Source organism: Lentzea waywayandensis (genome assembly GCF_900115955.1).
Lineage (GTDB): Bacteria > Actinomycetota > Actinomycetes > Mycobacteriales > Pseudonocardiaceae > Lentzea > Lentzea waywayandensis.
Map to the genome: position 1 here is coordinate 1,066,490 of NZ_FOYL01000001.1, position 11,984 is coordinate 1,078,473.

The window sequence follows — 11,984 nt, forward strand, 5'->3', positions numbered from 1 at the left end:
AAGCGAGAACGGAGCGCAACCAAGCGTCGCTTTCCGTTACCAGCTCTTATTCGCGAATTCGCATGCGGATCACCGCACCCCATCGTGATCAACACAGGTCATTCCTTGGTCGTGATCAACGAGACCGGCCGCTCCCGCGCCGTCAAGAACGCGGCAATACCGCTGGTCACCGCCACGACCGGCGACAGATCCGGCCGCGACCACCGCGAGGTGGGTCCAAGGAACGTGCACGACGGTGACCCCGATCGCGGCGCGGACGGAACCGCCGATGCCCGCCAATCCGGCGGCCGCGCATCCGAGCACGAGACCGATGATCGCCACCGCAGTGGCCTGGGCCACAGCGGTCGGGACGACCTGGGGCCGGCTCAGCCCGGACACCCGGAAGACGGCGAACTCGCGGCGGCGTTCCGTGCCCGCGATGACGACCGAGTTCACGACGGCCATCAGGGCGCAGAGCCCGGCCAATCCCATCAGCACACTAAGGATCTGCACGTTTCCTGCCTGATTTCTGCCCGCACGCGCCGCCGCCCAATCCTGCACGGTGTGCACCTGCCCGATACCGGCTCGCTGGATCCGTTCGGCGACAACAGGCGGGTTTTTGTTCCGTTGCCACCTGGATGACCGTCTCGGTCGGCGCGTTCGCCCACACCCGCCTCGGCAGAATCGGGCGGGGGACCAAAAAGGCTCTCGCCCGGTTCCAGGGTCTCCGGAAGTCCTTCGACGACCGTGAGGCTCAGCCGTTTTCCTTCTGCGTCCGCGGTGAGTGCGTTCAAGTCGCCGATCGCCGGAAAGAGGTTGTGCGTTCGCATGTGGTCGGCCGCGATGATCCTGGAGTGGGCGCGATGGCGAACCCCGAGCAGCAGGGCGAGGTCGCGCGGGTGAACGGCGTGCAACCGCGCCGCGACACGGCGAATCAGTCCACGACGGACAGTGACTACCGCTACGGTGGGTAGGTGCTTGCAGCGTGGGGGCTGACCAAGGCCTACGAAGGTCGCGTCGTCGTCGATCAGGTGGGCTTCGAGCTCCAGCCCGGTACCGTGACCGCCTTTCTCGGGCCGAACGGCGCGGGCAAGTCGACGACGTTGCGCATGATCACCGGACTGACCCGGCCCGATCGCGGCCAGGCGACGATCGCGGGGCGCGCGTTCACCGCGTGGCCCAACCCTTCTCACGTGGCGGGCGTGCTGCTCGACGCGGCGGCCGTCCATCCTGGACGGAGCGGACGTGGTCATTTGCGGATGGCCGCGACGCTGTCCGGTGTGCCCGTGCGCAGGGCCGACGAGGTGCTGGAGCTGCTGGGGCTGGCCGACGCCGCCACCCGCAAGATCGGCAAGTACAGCCTCGGCATGCGGCAGCGGCTCGGCATCGCGCACGCGCTGCTCACCGATCCGCCGTTGCTCGTGCTCGACGAACCCATCAACGGCCTCGACCCCGAAGGCATCCGCGCGGTGCGCAACCTGTTGCGGGGGCATGCTTCCCGGGGCGGCACCGTGCTGCTGTCCAGCCACGTGCTGTCCGAAGTGGACCAGACGGCCGACCGCGTGCTGGTGATCGGCGGCGGGCGCATCGTGGCGGACGGGCCGCTGGCGAGCCTGACCACGTCCTCCCGCTCCCTGGTGCGCGCCAAGGACATGAACCGCCTGGCGGAGTCGTTGCAGCGGGGCGGGATCGCCGTTCAGCCGGCGCCGGACGGTTTCCTGGCCGCGCACGCGCCGGTCGAGCAGGTCTCGTCCGTCACGTTCGCCGCGGGAGTCCCGTTGCTGGGACTGCGCGAGGAGCAGATGAGCCTGGAAGACCTGTTCTTCCGCCTGACCAGTGGAGGTAGGTCGTGACCGTCGGTCATCCACCAGCGTGGCAACAGCAGGCCGCGCCCGTACCGGCGCCTGGCCCGTGGGCCACCCGCGCCTCCCGGTCGTCGTCGTTCTGGCGGCTGGTGGCGGTGGAGGCGCGCAAGCTCGTCGGCACGCGGTCGGACAAGATCGTGATGGCCTGCGCGCCGGTGTTCCTGATCGGGCTGATGGCGCTGTTCACGTTGCCGCAGACGAACCTCGCGAGCGCGGGCAGGCAGCTCCAGCCGATGCTGCTGGTGATCCAGCTCGGCCTGCTGCTGGTCTTCGCGACCGTGATCAAGCTCGTCGCGGGCGAGTGGCAGTACAAGAGCGTGCAGCCCACGCTGCTGGTGCAGCCCTCGCGCATGCGCTACCTGCTGGCTCAGGGCACGGTGCTCGCCGGGGTGTGGCTGGTGTGCTCGCTGGTCACGTTCGTCCTGTACCCGTTGCTGATCAAGAGCGCGGCGCAGGGGCTGGGCCACAACTACCTGCTCGGCTCACGGCCGGGCTGGGTGCTCGGCGTGACGATGCTGGCCACCGCGCAGGTGCTGCTCACGGCGTTGATCGTCTCGCTGCTCATCCCGAACACGGGCGGTTCGCTGACGGTGTTCTTCGTCGTCGTACCGATGCTGGCGGTGGCCCGTCTGGCGCTGCCGGAGGTGTTCGGGCTGATCTACCCGCTCGAAGCGGCCTGGCACATGGCCGGTGACGGCGCGGGGTGGCCGCAGACGATCTCGTCGCTGCTGGTGTGGCTGACGCTGCTCGCCGTCTCGCTCGTGGTGCTCAGCCGGCGCGACGCGGGCTGAGGCTCAGCGCGCCCGGCTGCCGCCGTTCTCGTCGATCAGCGGCAGCAGCTTCTCCGCCGCCTGTGTGGCCCTGGGGCAGAAGTCGCGCATCGCGCGGTCGATCGGCTGGTCGACGTCCTGGGCCGACAGGGCGATGCTCTCGTCGAAGTCCATCGAGGCCGTGACCTCGAACGGCTGCTCGGAGCCGGTGTCGACGGTGACCGTGCAGTTGTCGTTGACCGAACCGGCGATCTTGGTGATGGCGTAGTAGCGGTCCAGCAGGATCGACCGCTGGAAGTAGCCGCCCGCGCCGAGGTCGCCGTTCCAGGCGTCGGAGAAGTACTGGGCCTGCGACTTGCGGTTCGACATCGGGCTGAACAGGTGGATCGAGAGGTTCCCCCACGACTCCCGCGCGTTGCAGCCGCCACCCATGCCGTCGGCGGGCTTCGACTCGAGCCCCAGCAACGACTGGAGGTCACGCGGAAGCGTGCCGCACTTGTTGTCGAAGACCGACGGCCGTGACTTCACGAAGTCCAGGTTGTCGTAGTTGACCGCCTGCGGGTCCAGCTCCGGTCCCGGCGAGGCCACCGGCGGTTCGGGCGGCGCGGTGCAGGCCGTGAGAGCCGCGATGCAGGCCAGTAGTGCGGTGTAACGGATCGTGCGCGTGCCCATGCCGTTAGTTCAGCACATCCGTGATCTTCCGGCGCCGATTCGGCGCAGTTGACCGGGTGCACGACCGGGTGACGCGTGGTCAGGAGGGCGCGCCCGTCCAGTCCCTGTTCACTCCTCGGTTCCCCTTCTCCCCGTTTTGTCTGTGGCGGCAGGACTGAGCCCCCAGCCCCGGCCTGCCGCCACATCCCCCCAGAAACCGGCCGGCGTCTTGCGTGCCGTCCGGAACCAGCATGTCCCGCAACGACTTCCCTGGGCAGGGGTCTCCCGTCTCCCGATCACGCAGGCGACGGGAGACGCCTGGGATTGCGCGGGGCGGCGGATCAGACTCGGAGACAGCCAGGCGTCCGCCGACGCCGGCGCTCCGGGGGGACTGGGCCTACGACCAGCGGCTCAGTAGTCTGCAACGGTCGATTCACCGGCCGCGGGGAGCGGCGGTCGAGGGCGGGGACGAATGGCTGAGCAGTCGGATGTCTTTGGAGTGGAACTGCGGCGCCTGCGCACCGCGGCGGGCCTGTCGCTGGCGGCGCTGGCGCAGCAGGTCCACTACAGCAAGGGCTATCTGGGCAAGATCGAGACTGGCTTCAAGCAACCAGGTGTTGATCTGGCCCGGCGCTGCGACGCGGTTCTCGGAGCCGGTGGACGTCTGGCAGCCCTGGTGGACCAGCCCGCCCCCGCGAGCCCGCTCGCTGCCGTCGCGGCCGACGGCGACGGCGAAGTGTGGGTGATGAGCATGGCTCCGGACGGGTCGAGCTGGATGGTTCCGATGCCTCGGCGCGAGGCGATCGCGACGGGCGCCGCGTCGTTGCTCGGGCTGACGCTGGGGGCTCCCCGCGCCGCCTCCGCGAGTGCGGCGCACGACGGCACGCTGACGGCGTTCCGCTCGCTGTTCGCCGAGGTCAGGAAGCTGGGACAGACGACGAGCCCGAGCGTGGTGCTGCCGATGGTGACGGTGCACACCCACACGTTGCGCGGCATGGCCAACGGCGCGCCCACGCCCGTTCGCGAGCAGCTGCTGGGCCTCGCCGCCCGCTACAGCGAGTACGCCGGGTGGATGGCCCAGGAGGCCGGCGACGACAGGGCCGCGATGTGGTGGACCCGCAACGCCGTCGAGATGGGCGCCGCGGCCGGTGACACCGAGATGGCCACGTACTCGCTGATCCGGCAGGCGTTGATCACGCTCTACCGCGACGACGCCGGCGGCACCGTCGACCTGGCCCAGCAGGCGCAGGCCGCACCGGGCACCTCCCCTCGCGTCCAGGGGCTCGCCGCGTTGCGCGAAGCCCAGGGCCACGCGCTGGCCTGCGACTACGACGCCTGCCGGCGGGCGCTCGACCGCGCCGCCGTCCTGCTCGCCAGGGCGGGCACCGCCGACGGCATGGTCATGGGTTCGGGCTCGGTCAGCGGCGCCGACCTGAACAGCCTGGTCGAGGCCTGGTGCCTGCACGACCTCGGCCAGTCCCGCCAGGCGGCAGACGTCTTCGACCGGCAGCTGGCCCTCGTGCCCGACAGCGCCCACCGCACCCACGCGCGCTTCGGCGCCCGCCGGGCCCTCGCCTACGCCTCCGCGGGCGACATCGACCACGCCAGCGCGTTGACCGCGAAGGTCCTCGACGCCGCCGACCTGGTCGACTCGGCCACCGTGCGCCAGGACCTCAAGCAGCTGGCCCGCCTCCTCGGCCGCGAGCGCAAGCAGGCCGCGGTCAGCGAGGTCTACCCCCGCCTCAACGCGGCTTTGCGCAGTCAGCTCCACTAACGATTCACCGAACACAGCACGATGGGGGCGTCGAAGTGTCCGATGCGGCGATTTTCCAGCGCAGGTTCGAGGCGCTGGCCGCGAACGTCGAGGACTTCATCCGCGGCAAGCCCGAGGTGGTCAGGCTGGCACTCGTGTGCCTGCTCGCCGAGGGACACCTGCTGATCGAGGACGTACCGGGCGTGGCGAAGACCTCGCTCGCCAAGGCGATCGCGCGCTCGATCGCGGGCGCGGAGGTCAAGCGGATCCAGTTCACCCCCGACCTGCTCCCGTCCGACGTGACCGGCGTGCAGGTGTACGACCAGGGCCGCTCGCGCTTCGAGTTCCGCCAGGGCCCCGTCTTCACCCACATCCTGCTCGGCGACGAGATCAACCGGGCCTCCCCCAAGACCCAGTCGGCACTGCTGGAGGTCATGGCCGAGGGCCAGGTCACCGTCGACGGCCGCCCGATCCCGGTGCCGTACCCGTTCCTGTGCATCGCCACCCAGAACCCGGTGGAGCACCAGGGCACCTACGCCCTGCCCGAGGCGCAGCTGGACAGGTTCATGATGCGCATCAGCATCGGCTACCCCGAGAACCTGGCCGACGAGATCAGCATCCTGTCCTACGGCGTGACCCGCCGCCGCCCGGACGAGCTCAAGTCCGTGATGGAACTCGACGACCTCCGCCTGATGATCCGAGCGGTCCGCGAGCAACGAGTGGCCGACGACCTCCGCGAGTACGTCGCCCGCCTGGTCCGCGCCACCCGAGTGCACCCGGACGTCGAACTGGGCGTGAGCCCGCGCGGCGGCATCGCCATGATCACCGCCGCGCAGGCCTACGCGCTGGCCGCCGGCCGTCCGTACGTGACGGCGGACGACGTGAAGGCCGTGGCCGTGCCCGTGCTGAACCACCGGCTGCTGCTGACCCCGGAGGCCCGCATCCAGCAACGCACCGCGGAATCGGTGCTCGGCGACGTCCTGGCGACAGCGCCGGTGCCGGCCGGCCGGTGAGTGCCGTGCTGACCAGGTCCGGGGCCTGGATGACGGCCGCCGCCACCGGGCTGGTCGCCCTCGGCTGGTGGACGGACTACCCGGAACTGGTGACGCTCGGCCTCGCCGCGGCGGGCTCCCTGCTGGTGGCCGCCGCCTGGCTGGCGGTGGCACCCCGGCTGACGGCCGTGCGGGAGGTGCGGCCGAGGCGGGTGTTCGAGGGCAGCGCCGCCCAGGGCACGCTGACCGTGACGAACGTGGGCGGGCGCGGCAGCCCGCCGCTGATGGTCACCGAGACCGTCGGGGGGAACCGCACCACCGTCACGGTGCCCGCGCTGGGCGCCGGCCACAGCTGCACGGTCGGCTACCCGCTTCCGGTCGGGCGGCGCGGACGCTACGTGATCCCGCCGGTGGAGCTCGGCCACTCGGACCCGCTGCGCCTGCTGCACCGCGGCCGCGCGTCCGGGAGCGAACTGGTCGTGCACGTCTACCCGCGGGTGCACCTGCTCGCCACGATCGCCCTCGGCGGGGCGCAGGACGCCGAAGGCCAGACGACCAGCAGTGCTCCGCTGGGCGGGGCCGCGTTCCACAGCCTGCGGGAGTACGCGCCCGGCGACGACTGGCGGCGCATCCACTGGGGCGCGACGGCCCGGACCGGGACGGTGATGGCCCGCCACGTGGTGACGCCCGACGAGCCACGTCAGCTGATCGTGCTCGACACCGGTTCCGCGCCCTACCGCGGCTCGTCGTTCGAGGACGCGGTCCGCGTCGCCGCGTCGTTCTGCGTCGCCGCGGAGCGCTCAGGGCTGGCGCTTCGCCTGCGCACCACCGGCGGTGCCGACCGGGAGTCGACCGCAACCGCTCTGGAGTTCCTGTCCACCGTGGACCACGGTGACGCCGATCGAGGGCTCGCCGCGTTGCCCGGTCTGGTGCGGGACGTGGTCACCGACACCCAGGGCGTCGCGCTCGTCGTCGTCACCGGTCGCGTGGACGCCGAGGCCGCTCAGCTGCTCATGTCGCTGCGTCCCCGGTTCCTCTCGGTCAGCCTCGCCCAGCTGGTCTCGCCGGACGCCGCGGTGCCGGCCAGGCCGCGCGGTGTGCTCGCGGTCGCCGCGCCGAGCAGCGAACAGTTCGCCACGAACTGGAACCGGCTGGTGCTGCGATGACCTCGCGGAGGTTCACGCCGGGCAGCGCGGCCGAGGTGGCACTCGCGGTGACGGCCTGCGCGGCCGGAGCACTCGTGTACCTCCGGTTCTTCGCCACACCCGGCTATCTTCCGGTGCTCATGCTCGCGTGCCTGGTCGGCGCGGCGACCGCGGCGCTGGGTCATCGGCGCACGTGGGCCGCGCTGGCACTGGCGGTCTCGGGGCTGGCCCTGGTCATGGTCTACGGCGTGTTCGGTGGCGCCGCCTCCGCCGTCTTCGACGGCCTGCGCGGCAGCTGGAACCGCCTTCTCACGGTGACCGCGCCCGTCGACACCTGGGGCGAACTGCTCGCGGCACCGGCACTGGTGACGTGGGCGGCGGCGTTCTCGTCGGTCCTGCTCGTGCTGCGGACGCGAAACCCGCTGGCACCGCTCGTGCCACCGTTGGCCGGCTTCCTGTTCGCTCTCTTCGCCGTCGGCAACCAGGCAGGTGGACACCTGGTCGCGACCGTCGTGTTCCTGGTCGCGGCACTGGCCCTGATCGCGATCCGCACCCACCAGGGCGGCACGACTGGCACGGTTCGCGTCGAACGCCGGTCGTCGAGACCGGGCGTCGCGCTCGCCCTCGTGGCCACGATGGTCGCCGCCAGCGCGTTGTTCGGCGTGGCGGGCGGGCAGGTGCTGCCCCTGGCGTCCGGTGATCACCGGTTCGACCCGCGTGACGTGCTCGCGCCGCCGGTCCTGAACACCGACGCGCTCACTCCGCTGGCAGAGCTGAAGAAGCAGCTCAACGAAAGCCCTCCGCGTGCCTTGTTCACCGTGCGAACGCCCTTCAAGGCCGCCTGGCCTCCCCAGAGGATCCGCACCTCCGCGCTGGACACGTTCGACGGCACCACGTGGACCGCGAACGACACCTACCGCGTGGCGGGGAGCCGGCTCACGGTCGACCCCGAACTGGTGCACAGCAGTGCGGTGACGGCGCACATCGAACTCCAGGAGCTCGCTGGTCCGTACCTGCCGGTCCTCGGCTGGCCGTCCCGCTTGGACGTGCCCGGCGAGAGCAGGGGCCGGTTCGGGTTCGACCCGGACTCGGGCGTGGTGGTGAGAACCGGCCCGGCCTCAGCGGGGTTCAGCTACGACGTCACGAGCGAGACCTACGTGCGGGACGGCAACCTGTCGCAGGCCACCCCTGCGACGACCCGCTCGTCTCCTCTCCCCGCCGGCGTCCCGCAAGCCCTGCACACGGTCGCGGCGAACGCCTTGCGACGCGGCGATGCCGTGCGTCCCCGCGACCGGCTCGACCTCCTGGAGACCGAGCTGCGCAAGAGGGACTACAGGCTGGACAGGCCGCCGGGGCACTCCTACGCGGCCCTCGACCGCGTGCTGGCGGAGGGGAGCACCGGCGGCGGGTACGCCGAGCAGTACGCCGCGGCGTTCACGGTGATCGCCAGGATGTGGGGGTACCCGGCCAGGGTCGCGGTCGGTTACCGCCTGCACGACCCGAAGGACGGCGTCTTCCACGTCACCACCGCCGACGCTCACGCGTGGTCCGAGGTGCACTTCGCGGGATACGGCTGGATCGAGTACGACCCCAGCAGCATCAGCGACACGAACACGCCGAACCCGCCGCAGGAGGCACCCCGCGTCGTCCCGCCGCAACCAGCCCCGCCCACGGCCACGCCGGAGCTCGCACCGCCGGCGCGGCCTCAGCCCTCCGACGCACCCGACGAGTGGGCCTTCCGCTGGAGCGACGTCCTGAACGGCACCTTCGTGCTGGTGCCGTCGGTCGTTCTGCTCCTGCTTCTCGCGGGCGGACTCGTGGTGCTCGGGAAAGCCCGTCGCCGCAGGCGCCGGCGCCGCGATCCCGACCACGCGGCGCAGGTTCTCGGCGCCTGGCACGAGCAGCTCGACCGGCTGACCGAACGCGGCGTCTCACCGCCCGTCTCACTCACGTTCCACGAGGTGGCCCAGCACGTGCGTGGCAGCCTCGGTGACGCGGCGGACCCGATCGCCGCGACCGCTGGACTTGCGACCACGGCGATCTACGCACCGGAGCACCTCGACCGTCCGGAAGCCGAGCAGGCCTGGGAACAGGTGGCACGACTGACCGCCGAGCTCTACCCGGGACGCATGTCCGCGGGACGCGTTCGCGCGGCGCTGGACCCGCGTCCGCTGTGGACCTCGTGGAGCGTCGCGCGGCGCAGGCGACGGGCTGGGGAAAGCCTGGAAATGGGACGATATCGATGAAACCGAGGCACGTCCGGGTCGCGCTCGCCGTCGTCGCCGTGCTGGCCGGCGCTGTTCTGGTGGTGGGGCCGGGTTATGAGACCTCCCAGGCGCGGATGTACTCCGGCGCGGTCTGGCTGGCATCGGGACGAGTCGGCCAGGCGACGCTGGTGGACGGCGCCTCCGCCGAGGTGAAGGCCCAGGTGTCGGTCGACAGACCGAGCACGGCGCTGAGCGTGACCCAGCAGGGTGGCGGCGCGCTGGTCCTGAACGAGAAGACCGGCTTGCTGCGCCGCGTCGACGGCCCCACCGAACAGGTCTCCCCACAGGTGTCCGTTCTCCCCGCCAGCGACGGCCTGGTCGTGCTGCCGTCACCGGACGCGCCGCGGGTGATCGACGTCCACAGTGGAGTGGTCGCCGTGGTCGACCCCGTGACGCTGGCGCCGCGAGGCGAGCCGGAGCGCCTGGCTGAGACGATCCGGCCGGGCAGCGCCGTCGTCGACGGCGAGGGCCGGGTGTGGGCGATCGACGACACGACCGGTGAAGTCGTCTGGCTCAGCGAGGGCAAGCGGCGAAACCGTGCCACGACGACCAAGAACGGTCTCCTCACGATCACGCGGGGTCTGCCCGCACTGGTGGATCCCGAGCACGGCACGGCCCAACTGCTCCACACCGGGACCGGCGGCGTCAGCCGATCACTGCGGCCGGACCTCCGTGCCGACGACGAGGTGGTCGTCAGCGGCTCCGCGGACCGGTCACGGCTGCTGATCGCTGTTCCCTCTCGCGGCGAGCTGATCTCGTGCACGTTCGACACCGGCTCCTGTGCCGCGCCCGTGAAGGTCAGTGCCGCCGGCGCCGAACTCGGGTCCCCGGTCGAGGTCGACGACCACGCGGTGGTGCCCGACCACTCCACGGGGCAGGCGACGATCGTCGATCTCGGCACCTCGCGAGTGGTGGCTCAGCGCCGGCTGTTCGACCGGCCCGCGCCGTTCGAGCTGATCGTCCGCGACGGCATCGTCTTCTTCAACGACCCGGAGAGCAACAAGGCCGGCGTGCTCGACCTGGGGGGCGAGGTACGAACGATCACCAAGTACACCGAGGACCCCGCCACGCCCGAACTCCCGCAGGTGCCCGAGGCCAAGCGGTCGGACGAGGTGAAGAAGACGGGGCACGAGAAGTCGGACCCCGGGCTGGGGCTGCCCGGCCGGACGGGCAAGCCCGATCCGACGGCTCAGGGCCCCACAGCGTCCATCCTGGTCAAGCCCGGCAACCGCGGTGTGGTCGGCGACGAGTTCGAGCTGACCTTCGTGCTCCAGCCCGCCACCGCCGCCAGCGTCCGATGGTCGTTCGGCGACGGGGCCGGCATGACCGGCTCCTCGGTCCGGCACAGCTGGGACGAGCCTGGCGTCTTCACCGTCCGCGCCACCGCCACCTTCGGCGCCGGAGAGCGGGCCGAGGCCGAGACCACGGTGACCGTGGACCCGCCGGACGCCCCGCCGGCCATCACCTCACTCGGCATCAGGCGGCCGAAGCCGGTGATCGGGGAGCCGGTGCACTTCAGCGCGGACACCACCCGCGATCCGGACAAGTGGGAGTGGACCGTCACCAGGCCGGGCCGGCCGACACCCGAGGTGACCGCGCAGACGGCCGAGTTCGACCACGCGTTCACCACAGCCGGCCGCTACGTCGTCGCGCTCACCGTCACCAAGGGATCCCGGACCGCGCGGGCGACACGGCAGTTCACCGTGGGACGAGGCGCGGTGAGGGCTTGGGGTGGCGACAACTTCTACCACGTGCTGGACGTTCCACCGGAGGCCGGGAGCGGCGTGATCGCGATCGACGCGGCGAGTCAGCACGCGCTGGCGTTGAAAGCGAACGGCCGCGTGATCGCCTGGGGCGACGACGACTACGGGCAGCTGGCCGTGCCGCCGCAGGCGCTGAGCGGGGTGACCGCGATCTCCGCCATGGGCCTCTTCAGCCTGGCGTTGAGGGCCGACGGCTCCGTCATCGCCTGGGGCGACCACAGTTGGGGGAAGACGGACGTGCCGAAACTCGCCCAGCACGGAGTGGTCGCGATCGCCGCGGGGATGGACCACGGCATGGCGTTGAAATCGGACGGCTCCGTCGTCGCCTGGGGCTCCAACGACCAGGGGCAGGCGTCCGTGCCCGAGGAGGCGCTGACCGGTGTGGTCGCGATCGCTGCGGGGCACTACACCAGCCTGGCGTGGAAGGCCGACGGCTCCGTCCTCGTCTGGGGCAGGGAGCTCCCTTCGTCACCGGCGCCGATGCCGGGCCACATCGCCGGCCTGCGCACGATCGCCATGGGCTTCGACGTCGGCCTGGCGCTGCGAGACGGCTCGCTCATCAGCTGGGGCTACGCGAAGTCCCACGTGTACCGGTTGCCGGACGAGGTGAAGAGCGGCGTCGCCGCGGTGGACTTCAGCTTCCAGCACGCCATCGTGGTGAAAACCGACGGCACCGCGTTCGCGTGGGGTCTGGTCGACGAGGACACGTCTGTTGTTCCACATGAGTACAACCGTGGCGTGCTGGCCGCCATGGCGGGCATGAACTACAACCTGGTCCTGCTGGAAGAGATCGACTGAC

At 71.1% G+C, this 11,984-nt stretch carries 10 protein-coding genes; 8 read left to right on the top strand and 2 right to left on the bottom strand.

Going from position 1 to position 11,984, the window contains the following annotated elements; translation table 11 throughout:
• Positions 1–69: 69 nt before the first annotated feature.
• On the bottom strand, positions 70–492 hold the full coding sequence (locus BM417_RS04470; RefSeq protein ID WP_143138496.1) for an FtsX-like permease family protein: 423 nt from the start codon (positions 490–492) through the stop codon (positions 70–72).
• Positions 493–617: 125 nt separating this feature from the next.
• Here BM417_RS04470 and BM417_RS04475 point away from each other — a divergent pair, with 125 nt between their 5' ends.
• Genes BM417_RS04475 through BM417_RS04485 form a run of 3 tightly spaced genes read left to right on the top strand, consistent with a single transcriptional unit; the run spans position 618 to position 2,635 of the window.
• Positions 618–953 carry a hypothetical protein gene (locus BM417_RS04475; RefSeq protein ID WP_093588400.1) on the top strand — a complete coding sequence of 112 codons (336 nt, stop codon included), beginning with the start codon at positions 618–620 and terminating at the stop codon, positions 951–953.
• On the top strand, positions 954–1,832 hold the full coding sequence (locus BM417_RS04480; protein ID WP_093588401.1) for an ABC transporter ATP-binding protein: 879 nt from the start codon (positions 954–956) through the stop codon (positions 1,830–1,832).
• Positions 1,829–2,635, top strand: a complete 807-nt coding sequence (locus BM417_RS04485; protein WP_093588402.1) for a hypothetical protein — start codon at positions 1,829–1,831, stop codon at positions 2,633–2,635. The genes BM417_RS04480 and BM417_RS04485 overlap by 4 nt, the downstream gene beginning before the upstream one ends.
• A gap of 3 nt (positions 2,636–2,638) precedes the next feature.
• On the opposite strand, the gene BM417_RS04490 is transcribed toward BM417_RS04485, so the two are convergent.
• Positions 2,639–3,286: a DUF3558 domain-containing protein gene (locus tag BM417_RS04490; RefSeq protein ID WP_093588403.1), complete on the bottom strand. Its 648-nt coding sequence runs from the start codon at positions 3,284–3,286 to the stop codon at positions 2,639–2,641.
• A gap of 451 nt (positions 3,287–3,737) precedes the next feature.
• On the opposite strand from BM417_RS04490, the gene BM417_RS04495 reads away from it, so the two are divergent.
• Genes BM417_RS04495 through BM417_RS04515 form a run of 5 tightly spaced genes read left to right on the top strand, consistent with a single transcriptional unit; the run spans position 3,738 to position 11,983 of the window.
• Positions 3,738–5,039, top strand: coding sequence for a helix-turn-helix domain-containing protein (locus tag BM417_RS04495; RefSeq protein WP_093588404.1), 1,302 nt, complete (start codon positions 3,738–3,740; stop codon positions 5,037–5,039).
• A 35-nt stretch (positions 5,040–5,074) separates the two neighbouring features.
• On the top strand, positions 5,075–6,031 hold the full coding sequence (locus BM417_RS04500; protein ID WP_093588405.1) for an AAA family ATPase: 957 nt from the start codon (positions 5,075–5,077) through the stop codon (positions 6,029–6,031).
• Positions 6,028–7,176: a DUF58 domain-containing protein gene (locus BM417_RS04505; RefSeq protein WP_218164316.1), complete on the top strand. Its 1,149-nt coding sequence runs from the start codon at positions 6,028–6,030 to the stop codon at positions 7,174–7,176. The genes BM417_RS04500 and BM417_RS04505 overlap by 4 nt, the downstream gene beginning before the upstream one ends.
• Positions 7,173–9,401 (top strand): transglutaminase family protein, encoded by a 2,229-nt coding sequence (locus tag BM417_RS04510; protein WP_093588406.1) that lies wholly within the window; start codon positions 7,173–7,175, stop codon positions 9,399–9,401. The genes BM417_RS04505 and BM417_RS04510 overlap by 4 nt, the downstream gene beginning before the upstream one ends.
• Positions 9,398–11,983 carry a PKD domain-containing protein gene (locus BM417_RS04515; protein WP_093588407.1) on the top strand — a complete coding sequence of 862 codons (2,586 nt, stop codon included), beginning with the start codon at positions 9,398–9,400 and terminating at the stop codon, positions 11,981–11,983. The genes BM417_RS04510 and BM417_RS04515 overlap by 4 nt, the downstream gene beginning before the upstream one ends.
• Position 11,984: the final 1 nt, after the last annotated feature.

Bases quoted from the DNA above. Each gene is read 5' to 3' on its own strand.
- BM417_RS04490 (WP_093588403.1), bottom strand. From the start codon at position 3,286: ATGGGCACGCGCACGATCCGTTACACCGCACTACTGGCCTGCATCGCG.
- BM417_RS04515 (WP_093588407.1), top strand. From the start codon at position 9,398: ATGAAACCGAGGCACGTCCGGGTCGCGCTCGCCGTCGTCGCCGTGCTG.
- BM417_RS04510 (WP_093588406.1), top strand. From the start codon at position 7,173: ATGACCTCGCGGAGGTTCACGCCGGGCAGCGCGGCCGAGGTGGCACTC.
- BM417_RS04495 (WP_093588404.1), top strand. From the start codon at position 3,738: ATGGCTGAGCAGTCGGATGTCTTTGGAGTGGAACTGCGGCGCCTGCGC.
- BM417_RS04475 (WP_093588400.1), top strand. From the start codon at position 618: ATGACCGTCTCGGTCGGCGCGTTCGCCCACACCCGCCTCGGCAGAATC.